This window comes from Carnobacterium pleistocenium FTR1, from assembly GCF_000744285.1.
GTDB lineage: Bacteria > Bacillota > Bacilli > Lactobacillales > Carnobacteriaceae > Carnobacterium_B > Carnobacterium_B pleistocenium.
This window is the reverse complement of sequence record NZ_JQLQ01000002.1, coordinates 308828-325433: the sequence shown is the minus strand read 5'-3', so window position 1 is coordinate 325433 and position 16606 is coordinate 308828. Positions and strand designations below refer to the sequence as shown.

Below are 16606 nucleotides of genomic sequence, written 5' to 3'. Positions count from 1 at the left end.
GTTTGACTTTATGTTTCGTTCACGAGAAAAATCCGATTTATTAGTGATAATGGAGACTTTAGCAATAAGAGGGACCCTGTCCAACAAACAACAGCAATACCTGCAACACTTACAGAAAGGCTTTGCAGGTGAACAAGCCTTTGACCAAATGACTACGCAATTAAAAGATAACTTTTTCATTTTAACTGATTTATTTTTACAGCCTCATTTATCAAATACATTTCAAATGCATTTCAAATGCATTTCAAATTGATTCCATGATTCTGACTGACAATACACTTTATTTGTATGAAATAAAAAACTATAGTGGAGAGTATTACTACGGAGAAGAAATGCTAGTCAAGATTCCAGATTTTAAAGTGAGTAATCCTTTAGTTCAAGTACAAAATACTAAAAATAAACTCACCATCTTTTTGAAAGAACTCCGCTATGATATCGAAATCAAAGCCTTTGCTGTCTATGTTAACCCAGAGTTCACCTTATTTAATGCACCAAAAGATGAGGGCATGCTACTGCTTTCACAACTGAAAAATCATTTTGATCAACTTAAAAAGGAAAGTAAACCCTTGACTGCAGCCCATAAAAAACTAGTTGTGGATCTAATTGATTATCAAACTAACCCTATGCTATTCATCAAAGACATTCCAAACTACTCTTTTGTTAGTTTACGCAAAGGGATTGGCTGTGAAAAATGTAGCTCATTTGATTTAAAGTTGCATCGAACCTACTATCATTGCCGATCATGCGATTATGAGAGTTCGATCAACTCTGCACTTTTATCGTGCATTAAGGAATATCAACGCCTTTTCCCGAATGATAAGCTGACTGCTGCGATACTCTATATTTGGTGTGCTGAAATGGTATCGAAAAAAAGGATCCAAAGAACGCTTAAATTACTTGTTTAACAACTAAAGGACAAACAACGGGCTTTTCTACCGTTGCTTGTCCTCTTTTCATGCTTTTGGGACAAACAACGGGCTTTTCTACCCTTGCTTGTCCTTTTTTCATGCTTTTGGGACAAGCAGCGTACTTTTCTACCCTTGCTTGTCCTCTCTCCACATTTTTCGGCAGTTAGTTGCCTCATTATGTACACAAAAAAGGACAAGTTCATTGCTTTATACAAGCGACTTGTCCTAATAGGAAAACTATTAAAGAGTTTTTTTATTTTGTTGGCAATTCAACTTCAAATACGATTGTTTCATTGTCTAATGGTTTTGCTTTGATATGTCCATGATAGCTTTCGACTATAGCAGCAGCTAATGATAAGCCGATACCATAGCCTCCAGAACTATGTTTTCTTGCTTGATCTTCCCGATAAAAGCGGTCAAACAAGCGATCAAAATTTTCAGGTATTTCATTAACTGAATTGGAAATGCTCAGTCTAACTTTATGTCCTTGAGGACTGCCTAAGCGAACTTGGATACTTCCCGGTTCTCGCACATATTTATTAGCATTATCCATTAACAATGAGCATAGCTTGTTGATTGAACCACTTTCTGCTTGAATGATTACATTTGGCTGGATATCTAAGGAAACAGCGACCTCTTTTTGTTTACCAATCAAAACATATGGCTCACAAGTCTCGTATAAAATTTGCGAAAAATTGATCGATTCAATTTTAGGCCTATAAGCTTCTTCATCCATTTGTGTAAGCTGGAGCATACTTTCCATTAAACTATCTAAACGGCGAATCTGTTTTCCAGTACTTTTGGTCCATTCATTATCGCCACTAAGCATCTGTTGAACATCGTTGTTAGCTGAAATAATAGCCAAAGGCGTTTTTATTTCGTGACCCATATCGGTAATAAACTGCTTTTGCCGATCAATACTTTCTTGAACCGGCTTAACAATTTTTTTAGAGAAATAAAAAACCAGTATAAAAATAAAAACTAAACTAATCAATCCGATAACAATTGAATTTTGTAAAAAGGTTCTCATGGTTTGTAATTCTCGTTGATCATCGACAAATAACGCTAAGAATGTACCATCCTCTTGCTTGACAACTTTGTAGCGCAAATCATCTACATAGCCTTTTGTTTCGCCAGAAGATAAGATATCTCCAGCATAAATTTGTCCAGTTTCAGAATCTATTGACCGTATTCGTGTTGTATCTATTTGAGTAATTTCTCGATCTGCATTAGCCATTACTGTAAAATAGCGCGTCTCAAAAGGAGTCTCTGCTGATACCGCTTGATTTGGAGGAAAGCTATCTGGTTCGTTTTCTGATCCTTGTCCTAAAAATTCTTCCTCTGGAAAACTTCCATCGTTCTCAGCTAAAACGGTTAATATTTCATCCGCCCGCTCAACAGCATGAAAGTAATTTGTAATATTTAAGGTTACTAAAACCACAAACATGACGAGAAAAACGATGGCCATTGTAACTAGTATAAATTTCCTTCTCAGTTTCTCAATCATCGAATGACCTCCAATGAATAACCCACACCTCGTGTAGCAACGATCCTGACGTGAACTTCTAGTGTTGCTAATTTTTTTCGCAAATTACTTAAATGGACCCAGATGCTATTCATCTCAATGTCTGCATCCCATCCCCAAATGCGTTCGATCAGTTGTTCCGCTGAAAATAATTGTTTCGGGTTCTCCATCAATAATTGCAATATTTGAAATTCTTTATTCGATAATTTCATTTCTTGCTTACCATTGCTGATATGAATAGAATCACTGTTTAATTCCAAATCTTCAAATGTTACTATTTTGGCTTGCAATACTGTCTTTCGACGTGTCATAGCCCGTATACGTGCCAGTAATTCACCCATAGCAAATGGCTTGGTTAAATAATCATCTGCTCCTAGATCCAGTCCACCAATTCGATCATCAATAGCTGACTTTGCTGTCAAAAGTAAAATAGGTATTTGTTTGCTTTCCCTTCGCAATTTTTCTAAAACTTCTAATCCAGAAAGTTTTGGCATCATAATATCAAGGATCAATCCATCATAATCTACTAACGATGCGTACTCATAAGCCTCTTTACCATCATGGACAATGTCCACAAAATAGCCTTCGTTTTCTAAAATCACTTGAATAGCACGTGCCAACTCCTGTTCATCCTCTGCAATCAATAGCCTCATGTCTTGAACCTCCTCAAAAACGTCTTTTGATTAGCATATGCCACTCGAATAAGATATACAAGAAAATTTATGACTATCTTATTCGAGAAAGCTTAACTGTTCATCTCTCTAGTGAATTCATGAAATTAATCTGTTTTTACGATATAATTAAGATAGAATTAAACCAATGGTTAAGGAGGATTTTTATGAATACGACAAACCTTGATAAACAGAACAGCCATCTTGATTTAAACGATCCAGATGTACAAATGGTTTTTTCCCTATATGAAAATCACGCTGAAGTTCCTTATATTTCACCCAAGCGTAACTTGAAAAAGTGGCTGGATCTGGTAAATATTGGTTCAGAAAACCTCGTTTCTAAACAAAACATGGTTCGATTTGAGGAAGATATTCTTCCAGGTCACCTCATTTTGTTATGGCGTATCAATTTTGGTACATTCACAACAATCAGTGGATATCCAAAATATTTTGAATACGACTACGGTATCAATGCAGAACAAGCCTTAGATGAAATTCAGCAGAAAGGATATGCAAAAGAACTCTCAGCAATCGATTCATTACCTTATCTGAATGCCGCACAATTAAAAGCCATCTTAAAACAATTTGGAATAACCGGATACTCTAAATTAAAAAAATCCGAACTTATGGATCTCGCCAAAGAAAAATTAACTGAAGAGCAACTTGCTCCAAATTTCAACATCCGAGGTTATCAGATTACACCCACAGGCGAAGAATTACTGAAAAAATATCCTGAAGCAGTTGATCGCCATCCTAAAAAGAAATATTGATTGAACCTTTGCGGTTAAAAAATAGTTATTTTGCAAATGATTATTAGCGTTTCACTAAAATTAAGCAGAAGTTACGCTACAACAAACACGATAATTTGGTCGTCGCTTCTGTTTTTTGGAACACTTTCTAGCCTAGTCATTCAGAATAAAGGAAAGGACTGGGAACATTTCTCCCAGTCCTTTCCTTTTCATTATTTTGCATCTACTTCTGATTGCACTTCTTCAACGGTTTGTTCTACTTCTGCTCGGGACATTTTTTTCTGACCCTTTTTCATTGCTGCTAAACTTTTGTGTGCAAAAGCTAAAGGCAAGCGGCAAAACAAAACGGTACTTCTTTCATTAAGTGTTTCAATATAAGCGTTCGCTTCGGCCAAATTTTCATCTGCGTATGCAAAAAGTTGCTCTCTTGTCCATCCATCTGGAGTAAAGTTGACACCGCGTTCTTCTCTATCTTCTTTTTGGTTACGCAAAATATTAACAGCTTGAAGTCCTCGACCAAATCCAATCGCAAGTTTTTCATTTGTTTCTTGACCATAAGACCAATTCCACAATTTAGAAAGATACACTCCTACACAACCTGCAACGTAGTAAGTATAGTCGTCTAAATCTTCTTTGGTGTGTATTTGCCAGTTTTTATTTGCCCATTTGGCCATTCCAAATGCCATTTCACTAGCTGTTTCCATCATCAATGAAAGCGAACCATCTGGACAAACTTGGATCCATTCATATAAACGGATAGAAACTTCGGGTAATTGCTCTTTTATAGGAGCGATAATTTCCAAATACTCTTCTTCAATGAACGGTCGTTTAAAGAGTTCGCTCAACTGCATTAAAAGATCAAATTTAGTCTCATTAGAGATATCTTCATGGTCCTCAATCTCATCTATAGCTCGTAAAACTAAGTAAACCGACGCAACTGAGTACTTCAAATCAGCTTTCAAGAAAGTAATGGGTATATAAAATGTTCGGCTGGTCTCTTTTAAAACGCGCATTGCATCTTTAGGATATTTTTCTTTTTCCATCACGCGCCTCCTCTTAAAATGGGTTATCTCTATTGTACAGAATATATGTATAAATTTCATAATTCTAAGAAATTAATTTCAAGAAGAAACTTAGAAGTTTTTATGAATAATCAGTAAAATCATTTTGTGTTACTTTATACTTAAGACCCAATCAACACAGCAGTTTAACCTTAATCAGGCTAAACTGCTGTGTTGATTTATTTAATAATTATTTTTTGACTAACTTAGATTAATGATTAACTCATCAGAAACTATTTTTTTTACTAGATGGTACTTTATAGCTGCTTGAGCAGCAGCTAAGCGTGCGATTGGTACACGATATGGTGAGCAAGAGACATAGTTCAATCCTAACTTTTGGAAAAATTCAATTGATGCCGGATCTCCACCATGTTCGCCACAAATACCAACCTTTAAATTTGGTTTGATTCGGCGACCTTTTTCAGTCGCCATTTCTACTAATTGACCAATGCCTTCTTGATCAATAGTATCAAAAGGTCCATTTTCAAGAATTTCTTTATCCATGTATTCAGAAATGAATTTACCGGAATCATCTCTTGAGAAGCCAAATCCCATCTGAGTTAAATCGTTGGTTCCAAAACTGAAAAAGTCTGCTTCCTCTGCAATTTTATCAGCAGTCAGAGCGGCTCTGGGAACTTCAATCATTGTACCAACATGATAATCCAGCGTTTCACCTTTTTCATTAAATACTTTTTGGATTTCATCTTCAATTTCTGCTTTGATGTAGGTCAATTCTTTTACATCGCTGATTAAAGGAATCATAATTTCTGGTTGGATCTCACAATTCCTATCAGCCTTAAATTCTAAAGCCGCTTCTATGATCGCTCTAACTTGCATCCTACTGATCTCAGGATAGGTTATCCCTAACCGGACACCACGATGCCCTAACATCGGGTTCACTTCATGAAGATCCTCGATACGTCCTTTCAACTCTGCTAAACTAAAGGACATCGTTTCAGCTAAATGGCTTATATCTTCTTCTTTTACAGGCATGAATTCATGTAAAGGCGGATCTAATAAACGGATCGTTACGGGCAGTTCACCCATGACTTGATAAATTTGATAGAAATCATTTTTTTGGATTGGCAATATTTCGTTTAGTGCTTTCATACGTTCCTCGACCGAGTCAGCTAAAATCATTCTTCTGACTGAAGAAATGCGATCTTCTTTAAAAAACATATGCTCAGTTCTAACTAGTCCAATTCCTTCTGCGCCAAAATCTAAGGCTTGTTTCGCATCTTCTGGCGTATCTGCATTGGCCCGAACTGCCATTATTTTTACTTCATCGACCCATTCCATTAATTGAACATATTTGCCGCCTAAAGTTGCTTTGCTCTTTTCAATTTCGCCTAAGTAAACTAGCCCGCTTGCCCCATCCAGTGAAATCAAATCTCCTTCATGCAATGTATCACCATTATATTTTACCGTTTTTTCTACTTCATTAACCTTTAATTCTGAACACCCAGCAACACAACATTTCCCCATACCGCGAGCAACGACTGCAGCATGTGACGTCATACCCCCTCTAGCTGTCAAAATACCTTCTGCTTTTACCATGCCAGTTATATCTTCAGGAGAGGTTTCTTGCCTCACTAAAATCGATTTCAGTCCTTTTTCGAAGGCTATTTCTACTGCTTCCGGAGTGAAACAAATGATCCCTGAGGCTGCACCGGGCGAAGCGGCAAGTCCTTTTGCTAAAATAGTTGCTTCAGCAACAGCTTTTTCATCAAAATTAGGGTGGAGCAATTGTTCTAATTGTTGCGGTTTGATTCTTAATAGCGCTTCTTCTTTGGTGATTTTTCTTTCATTGTACAAATCAACTGCAATATTAATAGCAGCCTGTGCCGTTCTTTTCCCACTTCGTGTCTGTAATAAGAACAGTTCATCGTTCTCAATAGTGAACTCGATATCTTGCATATCTTGATAATGGTCTTCAAGAGTGTTCGCTGCTGTTTCCAATAATTTATAAATTCCAGGCATCAGATCGATTAATGTTGCAATATCATTTGGTGTACGTATACCAGCAACAACATCTTCTCCTTGAGCATTCAATAAAAATTCGCCAAAGAGTTCATTGTTCCCATTTACGGGATTTCTAGTAAATGTCACACCTGTTCCAGAAGTTTCTCCCTTATTTCCAAATACCATTGCTTGAATATTCACAGCGGTACCTATTAAGGTAGATATCTCATGCATATTTCTATAGAATATCGCTCTTGGATTGTTCCATGATGTAAACACTGCTTTGATAGCCAATTCTAATTGCACCATAGGATCTTGCGGGAAATCTTCTTTTACCTCTTCTAAATAAACATTTTTATATGCTTCTACTACTGACTTTAAATCATCTCCGCTAAGTTCTTTATCTAGCTCAACGCCTTTTTCGGCTTTTTTATTTTCTAATATCGCCTCAAAGCGTGTTTTGGGAATTTCCATGACCACATCCGAAAACATCTGGATGAAACGACGGTAGCTATCATATGCAAAACGGTCATCAGCTGTATTCTTGGCCAATCCAATAACTGAATGATCATTTAACCCTAGATTTAAAATAGTATCCATCATACCTGGCATCGATTGGGCTGCCCCAGAACGAACCGATACAAGCAGCGGATTTTCTAAATCCGAGAATTTTTTTCCCGTAGCTTGTTCGAGTGCTTTTAAATGGACACTTATCTCTTCTTCTAAACTAGACCAAATCGTTCTTCCTTCGTCAAAAAAGCGGTTACAAGATTCTGTAGTTAAAGTAAATCCTGGCGGAACAGGTAGAAGAAGATTCGTCATTTCAGCTAAATTAGCCCCTTTACCACCAAGTAATTCCTTCATTTCTTTTTTACCTTCATTAAAGTTATAAACGTATTTTTCAGTCATTAGTTCAGCCTCTTTCTCTATTAGGATACCTGCGCTTTAACTATTTAATACCATTTCTATTTTCAATCAACATTAAATACCTTTTTATCCATTTTTTTCATATTTTCAATAATTAAATTTGCCGTTTCTTCGATCGCGTTATTCGAAACATCTACGACTAAACACCCAATTTTTTTCATGATTCTGTCCGCATAATCTAATTCTTCTAAGATACGATTCGTATCTGCATAGCTCGCATTTTGCGGCAGTCCTAATGTCTTTAACCGTTCTCTCCTAATACTATTTAATTTTTCTGGTGAATTAGTTAAACCAATGATTTTAGTCGGTGAAATTTGATAAATTTCCTTCGGCGGATCTGATTCTGGAAAAAGTGGGATGTTTACGACCCGAATGTTTTTATTTGCTAGATAAATAGATAACGGGGTCTTTGATGTTCTGGATACCCCTAAAAGAACTAAGTCCGCCTTTAATATTCCTCTTGGATCTTTCCCGTCGTCATACCGGACGGAAAATTCGATTGCTTCGATTCTGCTAAAGTATTTTTTATCCATCTTACGAATAATGCCCGGTTCACCTAAAGGTTCTAAAGAAGTAACTTTTTGGATGGCTGCCATGCCAGCTCCTAATAGATCAACTAGCATAAATGGGTTATTCTCAGAATATGCTGTTAAATATTGTTTCAGCTCTTTTTGGACTAATGTATAAAAAACAACAGCGTTTTCTTCTTCACCAATAGCGATAAGTATAGTCTCTAACATTTGTTTAGTTAATACATGCGTAAACTTTTTGATTTGCCCTACTTCAATCGAATACTGGGATAAGATAGAATGAATTACTTGTTCACCCGTTTCCCCTATCGAGTCAGAAATAAGATAAATGGTTAAAGGTTTCATATGATCCTCCTAAATTTCATTTTCAATAACGTTTAAGAATAGACGACTAATTAATGTTTTCGAAAATTTACCAGTTACTTTTAATCCTTTTCCATCAGTGTTGTCTATTACTGGCAAACTATCAACTTCATGAGCTAAAAGTTTCTTTGTCGCGTATTCAACTGAATCATCACTAAGGACGTAGACCACATTAGGCACTCTAGTCATTGCCATGCTGACAGGCATTTCCTCAATATTCATTTTTCCCATGACTGCTTTTAGTAGATCTTTTCTAGAAACTAAACCAATAAGGCTATGATTTTCTGTAACATAAACCGATCCGACATCTTCTAAAAACATTTTAATGATTGTATCCTGAATAGAAGTGTTAGAGCTTACAATTACGGGAACGCTCATAACGTCTTCTACTTTTTTTTCTTTAATAGCTTTTATGATAAAAGGGTCTACTCTATGTGCATTATAGAAGTAACCTACTTTTGGTTTTGCAATCAACAGTTCACTCAATGTTAATAAGGATAGATCTGGCCTTAAAGTTGCACGAGAAAAACCTAATGTCGAAGCTATCTTTTCGCCTGTAATGGGTTCATTATTTTTTACAATTTCAATAATTTTTGTTTGTCTTTCACTCAGTTCCATTAATTAACCCCTTTCAATAAGATGCAACATAAACATATAGTATGTCACATTTAAAACAAAGTCAACAATTTAGACCGAACATTAAGACGAAAAAGTTTATATTATGTTGTTTTCAAAAAAAATACGCTTTATTTGTAGTGGCTACTTATAAAAATATATCTAAATAGACACACTGCATGAATAGCAATGTGTCTATTTAATAACTATTTAGAAATCAACTTTTTAACCAAACTTACTCCATTGGAAAGAATTCGCCTCTAATTATCTACTTTTCATCAACAAATTAATAGCTTGTTGGATACTTTCTTCTCCTGTGCCGCCATCTTTACTATTTTCTTTTACACATTCTACCAAATTACCAGCCACAATCAGGCTAGTAGCACGATCGATACTAGCACGTACAGCAGATAACTGAGTTACAATTGATGCGCAGTCTTGTCCTTCTTCAATCATCTTCAATACACCATGAAATTGGCCATCTGATCTTTTTAGACGGTTTACAATTTTCACATCATATTCCACTATACAGTTTCTCCTCTCCAAGCTGATATTCCACCCATTACATTAGTTACTTTATATCCTTCTCTCGCTAACTGCTGACAAGCCATTGCAGAACGCGCTCCTGAATGACACATAACGTAGTAGTCTTGTTCTTTATTTAATTTTTCTTTAGCATCTGTTAAATCACTTAGCGGTACGTGGATAGCTCCGTCTAAATGTCCCGCTTGCCATTCATCAATTTCTCGTACATCTGCTAACAGAAGTTTTTCTCTTTTCCATTTTTGCTCAAACTCTTGCATTGATATTGAATTATACATTATTTTTCCACCTTTTCTAATCTGATTTTTTCTGGTCTGACTGTTGAGTAAAGAGCGAATGCTCCATCTAGATTTTTCACTTTATACCCATTTTGTTTTAAAATTCGTTCAGCAATATAACTGCGCAAACCACTGTGGCAACTCACAATAATTGATTTATCTTTAGGCACTTCTGATAATCGTTCTCTTAAACTATTTAAAGGAATATTAATTGATCCATTTAGGCGACCATTTTTTTCAAGTTCTTCTTCTTCACGAACGTCCAGTAGTAAAGCCCCGGCTTCTTGTTTTGCTTCAAGTTCATGCCATTGAATAGACTCACTAACACCTTCAATCAAGTTCAATGCAGCATATCCAGCCATATTTACCGGGTCTTTTGCTGATCCGAATGGTGGAGCATACGTAAACTCTAATTCTGGCAAATCGTGAACAGTCATACCTGCTTTAATAGCCGTTGCAATGATGTCAATGCGTTTATCTACTCCATTTTCCCCAATAGCTTGGGCGCCATAAATTTTTCCGTTTTCAGGATTGAATAGTACTTTCAATAATATCGTACCGGCATTTGGATAATATCCTGCATGACTTTTCCCTTGAATATGAACAATTTCAAACGTTTCTTTTGCTATTTGTAGTTGTCTTTCATTTAGCCCAGTTGATGCTGCTACTTGGTTAAATACGCGCACAATGGCAGTACCGATACTACCTTTATTTTTTCGAGGTAATCCACTGATTACATCTGCCACTTGTCTGCCTTGGCGATTCGCTGGAGCAGCTAAAGAAATCATTGTATCTTCTCCATTGATTTGTTGTTTCACTACGATTGCATCTCCAACAGCATAAATATCTTTTTGACTCGTTTCGTAGTTCTCGTCGACTAATATGCCACCACGTACACCCGTTTCAACGCCTGCTGTTAAAGCCACAGTCGTTTCAGGTTTAACCCCAACTGACATTAATGTCATATCGCTTTCTAAGCGTTCGCCATTTTCAAGCACAATCACTTTGCCTTCTTCTTCAAACGATTCAGCAGCCAATCCAGTATACAATTTAACACCATTTTCATGCAATTCTTTAGTGATATACGCCGCCATTTCTTCATCTAGTGGTGGCAGTACTTGTGGTGCTTTTTCAACGATTGTAACATCTAATCCACGATGAACTAAACTTTCGGCCATTTCTAAACCGATAAATCCAGCTCCGATGACTACGGCTTTTTTAGGGTTATGAGCATCCATAAAAGCCGTAATTCCATCTACATCCGGAACAGAGCGCAATGTGAAAATGTTCTTGGCCTCTTTTAATCCTTTAGCTGGTGGGATAAACGCTTTAGCTCCAGGGGAAAGAATCAATTTATCATAGGCTAATGTGTACTCTTCTTCTGCTGTTCGAACCGTTACTTCTTTTAAAGCAGCATCGATTGATACGGCTTCACTATAAGGACGTACATCTAATTCAAAACGTGCTTGCAAAGTTTCAGGTGTTTGCACCAATAAGCTGCTGCGTTCTTCAATTTCACCAGCCACATAATAAGGAAGACCACAATTGGCAAATGAAACATAGGGTCCTTTTTCTAATATAATAATTTCTGCTGTTTCATTCAATCGTCTTAATCGAGTAGCTGCTGACATTCCGCCAGCTACTCCTCCTACAATAACAATTTTCATTATAGTTTTCCTCCCTTTGTAGCTCCAGCCCAAGATGACATGCCACCACGGACATTTACCACATCATAGCCTTGTTTCGTTAATAATTTTGAAGCTTTTTTACTGCGCATACCTGATTGACAAATGACATAAGTTTTACCTTTGGGCGTATGATTAGCTATTTTACCTAATGGTACATTTTTTGCTCCTGGTATGTGACCTCCTTGAAATTCATGTGTTTCCCGCACATCAATGATTTGCGGTTTTTCTGCAATGATTTTTTCTAATTCACTTGTTGAAATGGATGCTACTGTTTTAAAAAACATACTCTTCCTCCTAATTAGTACTACTCTTTTTATATTGATCTTTCGTTGCTCTTATCTATTCTATATACCCTGCTACGTATTCAATATACCTCACGGGGTATATTTTGTAAAGCATTTTATCTTATTAACCCATTTTAAGTTGATTTCTTCTTGCAAACTAACAAATAACAACAAAATAAACATAAATAGTTATATTTTGTCAGTTTAATATTATTTAATGTTATAATTAAATTAAAATAGAAGCTGATTCTCTGAAAATGGAGGTAGTACAATTGAACCAAACGAAAAGACAAGAACTTATTAACGATTTATTGAGAGTAAATGGAGAAATCAATTCAAAAGAATTAGCTGATAAACTAATGGTTTCTATGATGACGATCAACCGGGATTTAAAGGAATTAGCGACAAATGAAGATATCCAATTGGTACATGGAGGAGCTATCTACCGAGGCGTAGATACCCTTGAAAATCCTATATCCTTTAAAGAAGAAATCAGTATCCAAGAGAAAAAAGACATCGCTAAGTTTTGTAGAACCTTAGTTAAGCCAGGCAGTTCTGTTTTTATTGAGACTGGTACTACAACATTGGCTGTTGCAAAAGAAATTTTCACTATCGAAAATTGTCAATTCTACACCAATTCTTTATTGGTTATGAATGCTTTATCTAAATATGAAGCGATTCACCTGCATAGTGTCCCCGGAAAATATAGAGATCTTTCGAAAGGTTTTCTAGGCTTAGAAACTGCTGAGTTTATCCAAAATTTTAATTTTGATATTACTTTCATGGGAACTGAAGGCATTCATCTTGACTCAGGCGTTTCCCTTCCAAATGAAGAAGATGCCTTCACTAAAAGAGCAATCCTAAAACAATCCAAAAAAACGATTCTTGTCGCTGACCATAAAAAATTCGGTTTATCTTATTTGCATAAAGTTGGTACAGTCAGTGACTTTGATATGATCGTCACTGATTTGCCAAGTAATCAAGAAGTCTTTAAAGAAATAAGTACCTTTGCCAATATAAAATCCGTTAGAAAAGAGGAAACGAAAAATGAAAATTAATTTATCCACAGTAGCCTTGCCTACGATCCACAATGACCCAAAATCTGTTCTATTGACTGATGAGACTATGAACTCCAGAAAAGAACATTTCTTAGCACAAATGCACCATCATTCTATCGATACGGCTATTATTTATGCAGATCGTGAACATGGTGCGAACTTTGAGTATTTTACCGGCTTTATTCCACGATTTGAAGAAGCTTGTTTAGTGATCCACGCAAATGGCGAAAGTCATTTATTACTGGGAAATGAAAATGTAAAAATGGCTGCACATTCTAGAATCAAAGCGAGCCCAGTCCATGTTCCTTTCTTTTCTCTTCCAAATCAGCCAATGACCGGTGAAAAAACATTAGACTATTATTTTAAAGAAAGTCATATCGCTCCTGATGCTAAAATCGGTATCATCGGTTGGAAACTTTTCACATCAAATCAGTACATCAATAGTGAGCTATTCGATTTGCCATTTTATATCATTGATAGCCTACTAAACTATGTTTCCAATAAAAATCAATTACAAAACTTCACTTTTTCTTTGCTTTCTCCAAAAGTCGGATTGCGTACAATTTATAACGCAAATGAGATTGCTTACTACGAATACGGCGCTTCTCTAGCAGGAATTGCGATGTTTCGTGCGATTCAAGAAATTTCTGTTGGAAAAAGTGAAAAAGAAATTGGATCTTTCCTAGCGCAAGACGGTCAACCCAACTCGGTCACAACGATCAGCGCTACCGGTCAACGCTTTACGCATGCTATTCTCTACCCTAGAGATAAAGCGATCTCTTTAACAGATCCTTACTCTCTAACTGTAGGCTACAAAGGCGGTTTGAGCAGCCGAGCTGGTTTTGTGATTTCTTCAGAAACCCAATTACCAGAAAATCAAAAAGATTATTTGGTAAAAGTTGGTAAACCTTACTTCAAAGCTTATTCCACTTGGTTAGAAACCATTGCTATCGGTATTTCCGGAGACGAATTTTATACAAAAATCCAAGAAGTCTTTCCTTCTGAAATTTATGGCTGGACTTTGAATCCTGGACACTATACTGCAGACGAAGAATGGCTGTCTTCCCCATTTTATAAAGGGTCAGAAGCCGTTATTCAAAGCGGTCAACTATTACAAATTGATATGATCCCAAGCGTTCCTGGCTATACTGGTGCAAGCTGTGAAGAACCGATTGCACTTGCTGACAAAACATTAAGAATTGAACTCAGCCAACAGTATCCTGCAGTTTGGAAACGTATTGAAGCTAGAAGAACCTACATCAAAGAGGTTATTGGTATCAAACTTTCGGATGATATTCTGCCTTTAAGTGACACAGTTGCCTTTTATACACCGTTTTTCTTAAATAAAACTCTAGCCTACACAAAAGAAGTATAATGTTAAAAAAGAAACGAATGCTTTCTACAACTATTTTGTAGAAAGCATTCGTTTCTTTTTTTATATAGAATGATCAACAATAAAAAGATCCTTTCCATTTAGTGGAAAGAATCTAAAATCGTAAGCATGCAACTAACTGTTTTCTCTTCTCTTTTTCATCTCTTTATCTAAAATTTTTTGAGCTTTTTTAGAACCACGATCTAAGTCTTTCCGTACCTTTCTCGTAAGAAAATCTGTAAAGAGGCTATCTAAATCATAACCTTCTGGATACAATTCTTCAGCCATAGTCAATAACTTGATTCTTTGTCTAGGTACTTCTACAACATCCTTATCGATATAAACAACAACGTTATCTGAACCACTGTCTTCATATATTAACCCTTTCCGCTGGCTTTCTGTAAGAAGGATGCTGTCCCCTTTTCCGAAAGTAGGGATTTTTTCTTTAATCATTTCAGATTTTATTTCATTTTTTGCAAATTCTTTTTTCTGGATTTGATAATCTTTAGTATCAATATATTTTTGCGCTTGTTTGATCAAATTGGATGCCATATTAACTTTTTTAGCAATCCAAAGTGCTTGGCTATCGCCACTTTCACCTAAATGTAAAATGAACTTAGGCGTCAAAGACTCTCGATCAAATTCCATTGCTGCGGGAATAAAATCTTCATGTTCTTCAGCAAATCGCTTAATTTCTCCATAATGGGTTGTGGTCACGACTAAGGCTCCCTTAGCATACAGTGCTTCCATAATCGCGATAGCTAAAGCAGCACCTTCATTTGGCTCCGTTCCACTACCAATCTCATCTAACAGGACCAATGAGTTCCGTTTCACTTTATTCAAAATAGAAGCAATGCCATCCATGTGTCCAGAAAAGGTACTTAGGGCATTTTCCATACTTTGTTGATCACCAATATCCACAAACACTTCATCAAAAACTGCAATATCGGTCCCTTCTTGAACAGGAATTTGAATTCCAAACATCGTCATCAACGTCAATAATCCAACTGTTTTTAATACAACAGTCTTTCCACCAGCGTTCGCACCTGTAATTACTAACCCTCGATGCCCTTCTCCTAAGGTGAAATCTAACGGTACAGCACCTTTAGGTAAAAATGGATGAATACCTTTCTTGATATGGATCACTTCATTTTTATTTACCTTTGGAGTAATACCGTTGATTTCTCGACTATATTTTGCTCGGGCAAAAATAATATCAAAAGCAGTGATCGTTTCCATGATAAAATCAATAATGGTTTCTTTCTCAGCCAAGTAACCTGTTAATTCAGCTAAAATTTGATACTCTTGTGCAACCTCTTCAGCCTTCAGCATAATCAATTGCTCATTTAATTTTGCTACAGCTGCAGGCTCAACAAAGACCGTTGTCCCTTTATTAGATTGTTCAATCATATTTCCAGCTACTTTATTCTTGTAGCTTATTTTGATTGGAACGGTATAATGTCCATCTTTTTGAACGATTATTCCGTCTTGGATCATCTCTTTATTGCTAGAATTTTTTAAAAATCTCGTCAGCTTATCTTGGATTTCTTTTTCATTTTCACGAATTTGTTTACGGACTTTTCTTAAGTTGCTTGATGCCACATCACTGACTTTTTGATGTTGAATTTTTTGATAAATTTCTTCCTCAATCTCTAACAAGCTTGGCAGACTCTTACTATACTGATAAAGAAGTGGCGTTTGATATTGATTTTTCCCAAAAAAATTATCAATCATGCGACTGCTTCTAAGAAAATCTGCATATTCAATCAAATCATCAGGGGCTAAAACCATACCCTTTTGAACTTGTGCCATCAAGGAATCAATCCTACTCAGTCCCATGAAAGGCACATGCTGATTGCTATCTAAAATCAAACGTGCTTCTTGTGTTTCTTGCTGCCAAACTTTTACGGTTGCTAAATTCGTTTGTGGTGAAAGTTCTCCAATCCTAATTTTACTATAGTTTCCAATTGCTTTAGCTTGTACTTCTTCTTGAACGTTATTAAACTGCAATTTATTAAGTGTTTCTTTATTCATAGCTCTCTCCCTTTCGTTGAAGAGATACCCGTCCTAAA

Annotated in this window: 16 protein-coding genes; 5 read left to right on the top strand and 11 right to left on the bottom strand. The window is 36.2% G+C overall.

Annotation, left to right across the window (positions count from 1 at the left end; translation table 11 throughout):
- Window positions 1-10: 10 nt before the first annotated feature.
- Together BP17_RS01730 and BP17_RS01725 are read left to right on the top strand one after the other, a co-directional pair.
- Complete coding sequence (locus tag BP17_RS01730) at window positions 11-253, top strand: NERD domain-containing protein (RefSeq protein WP_035051178.1); 243 nt, start codon at window positions 11-13, stop codon at window positions 251-253.
- 4 nt (window positions 254-257) lie between these two features.
- Window positions 258-905 carry a nuclease-related domain-containing protein gene (locus BP17_RS01725; protein ID WP_232219584.1) on the top strand — a complete coding sequence of 216 codons (648 nt, stop codon included), beginning with the start codon at window positions 258-260 and terminating at the stop codon, window positions 903-905.
- A gap of 256 nt (window positions 906-1161) precedes the next feature.
- On the opposite strand, the gene BP17_RS01720 is transcribed toward BP17_RS01725, so the two are convergent.
- Complete coding sequence (locus BP17_RS01720; RefSeq protein WP_035051176.1) at window positions 1162-2415, bottom strand: sensor histidine kinase; 1254 nt, start codon at window positions 2413-2415, stop codon at window positions 1162-1164.
- Window positions 2412-3086 (bottom strand): response regulator transcription factor, encoded by a 675-nt coding sequence (locus BP17_RS01715; RefSeq protein ID WP_035051175.1) that lies wholly within the window; start codon window positions 3084-3086, stop codon window positions 2412-2414. Before BP17_RS01715 ends, BP17_RS01720 begins: the two co-directional genes overlap by 4 nt.
- 185 nt (window positions 3087-3271) lie before the next feature.
- On the opposite strand from BP17_RS01715, the gene BP17_RS01710 reads away from it, so the two are divergent.
- Window positions 3272-3874, top strand: a complete 603-nt coding sequence (locus BP17_RS01710; RefSeq protein WP_051910409.1) for a hypothetical protein — start codon at window positions 3272-3274, stop codon at window positions 3872-3874.
- Window positions 3875-4065: 191 nt separating this feature from the next.
- Here BP17_RS01710 and BP17_RS01705 read toward each other — a convergent pair whose 3' ends face one another.
- From BP17_RS01705 to BP17_RS01670, 8 genes are all read right to left on the bottom strand, one after another.
- Window positions 4066-4896: a squalene/phytoene synthase family protein gene (locus BP17_RS01705; protein ID WP_035051174.1), complete on the bottom strand. Its 831-nt coding sequence runs from the start codon at window positions 4894-4896 to the stop codon at window positions 4066-4068.
- Between the two features lie 219 nt (window positions 4897-5115).
- Entirely contained in the window at window positions 5116-7785 is a 2670-nt protein-coding gene (gene ppdK, locus BP17_RS01700; RefSeq protein ID WP_051910408.1) for a pyruvate, phosphate dikinase, read from the bottom strand.
- Between the two features lie 62 nt (window positions 7786-7847).
- Window positions 7848-8678, bottom strand: a complete 831-nt coding sequence (locus BP17_RS01695) for a pyruvate, water dikinase regulatory protein (protein ID WP_035051173.1) — start codon at window positions 8676-8678, stop codon at window positions 7848-7850.
- A 9-nt stretch (window positions 8679-8687) separates the two neighbouring features.
- A complete protein-coding gene (locus BP17_RS01690) occupies window positions 8688-9314 on the bottom strand; it encodes a CBS domain-containing protein (RefSeq protein ID WP_035051172.1) in 627 nt (208 codons plus the stop codon).
- A gap of 261 nt (window positions 9315-9575) precedes the next feature.
- On the bottom strand, window positions 9576-9836 hold the full coding sequence (locus tag BP17_RS01685; protein WP_035051171.1) for a metal-sensitive transcriptional regulator: 261 nt from the start codon (window positions 9834-9836) through the stop codon (window positions 9576-9578).
- Window positions 9836-10132, bottom strand: a complete 297-nt coding sequence (locus BP17_RS01680) for a rhodanese-like domain-containing protein (RefSeq protein WP_035051170.1) — start codon at window positions 10130-10132, stop codon at window positions 9836-9838. Before BP17_RS01680 ends, BP17_RS01685 begins: the two co-directional genes overlap by 1 nt.
- A complete protein-coding gene (locus tag BP17_RS01675) occupies window positions 10132-11799 on the bottom strand; it encodes an FAD-dependent oxidoreductase (protein ID WP_035051169.1) in 1668 nt (555 codons plus the stop codon). Before BP17_RS01675 ends, BP17_RS01680 begins: the two co-directional genes overlap by 1 nt.
- Window positions 11799-12104, bottom strand: coding sequence for a rhodanese-like domain-containing protein (locus BP17_RS01670; RefSeq protein ID WP_035051167.1), 306 nt, complete (start codon window positions 12102-12104; stop codon window positions 11799-11801). The genes BP17_RS01675 and BP17_RS01670 overlap by 1 nt, the downstream gene beginning before the upstream one ends.
- Window positions 12105-12376: 272 nt before the next feature.
- Between BP17_RS01670 and BP17_RS01665 the strand changes: the two genes are divergently transcribed.
- Window positions 12377-13162, top strand: a complete 786-nt coding sequence (locus tag BP17_RS01665; RefSeq protein WP_035051166.1) for a DeoR/GlpR family DNA-binding transcription regulator — start codon at window positions 12377-12379, stop codon at window positions 13160-13162.
- A complete protein-coding gene (locus BP17_RS01660) occupies window positions 13152-14537 on the top strand; it encodes a M24 family metallopeptidase (RefSeq protein WP_035051165.1) in 1386 nt (461 codons plus the stop codon). Before BP17_RS01665 ends, BP17_RS01660 begins: the two co-directional genes overlap by 11 nt.
- Before the next feature lie 132 nt (window positions 14538-14669).
- Here BP17_RS01660 and BP17_RS01655 read toward each other — a convergent pair whose 3' ends face one another.
- Window positions 14670-16568, bottom strand: coding sequence for an endonuclease MutS2 (locus BP17_RS01655; RefSeq protein ID WP_035051164.1), 1899 nt, complete (start codon window positions 16566-16568; stop codon window positions 14670-14672).
- Between the last annotated feature and the right edge of the window lie 38 nt (window positions 16569-16606).

Bases quoted from the DNA above. Each gene is read 5' to 3' on its own strand.
- BP17_RS01730 (WP_035051178.1), top strand. From the start codon at position 11: ATGTTTCGTTCACGAGAAAAATCCGATTTATTAGTGATAATGGAGACT.
- BP17_RS01725 (WP_232219584.1), top strand. From the start codon at position 258: ATGATTCTGACTGACAATACACTTTATTTGTATGAAATAAAAAACTAT.
- BP17_RS01720 (WP_035051176.1), bottom strand. From the start codon at position 2,415: ATGATTGAGAAACTGAGAAGGAAATTTATACTAGTTACAATGGCCATC.
- BP17_RS01715 (WP_035051175.1), bottom strand. From the start codon at position 3,086: ATGAGGCTATTGATTGCAGAGGATGAACAGGAGTTGGCACGTGCTATT.
- BP17_RS01710 (WP_051910409.1), top strand. From the start codon at position 3,272: ATGAATACGACAAACCTTGATAAACAGAACAGCCATCTTGATTTAAAC.
- BP17_RS01705 (WP_035051174.1), bottom strand. From the start codon at position 4,896: ATGGAAAAAGAAAAATATCCTAAAGATGCAATGCGCGTTTTAAAAGAG.
- ppdK (WP_051910408.1), bottom strand. From the start codon at position 7,785: ATGACTGAAAAATACGTTTATAACTTTAATGAAGGTAAAAAAGAAATG.
- BP17_RS01695 (WP_035051173.1), bottom strand. From the start codon at position 8,678: ATGAAACCTTTAACCATTTATCTTATTTCTGACTCGATAGGGGAAACG.
- BP17_RS01690 (WP_035051172.1), bottom strand. From the start codon at position 9,314: ATGGAACTGAGTGAAAGACAAACAAAAATTATTGAAATTGTAAAAAAT.
- BP17_RS01680 (WP_035051170.1), bottom strand. From the start codon at position 10,132: ATGTATAATTCAATATCAATGCAAGAGTTTGAGCAAAAATGGAAAAGA.
- BP17_RS01675 (WP_035051169.1), bottom strand. From the start codon at position 11,799: ATGAAAATTGTTATTGTAGGAGGAGTAGCTGGCGGAATGTCAGCAGCT.
- BP17_RS01670 (WP_035051167.1), bottom strand. From the start codon at position 12,104: ATGTTTTTTAAAACAGTAGCATCCATTTCAACAAGTGAATTAGAAAAA.
- BP17_RS01660 (WP_035051165.1), top strand. From the start codon at position 13,152: ATGAAAATTAATTTATCCACAGTAGCCTTGCCTACGATCCACAATGAC.
- BP17_RS01655 (WP_035051164.1), bottom strand. From the start codon at position 16,568: ATGAATAAAGAAACACTTAATAAATTGCAGTTTAATAACGTTCAAGAA.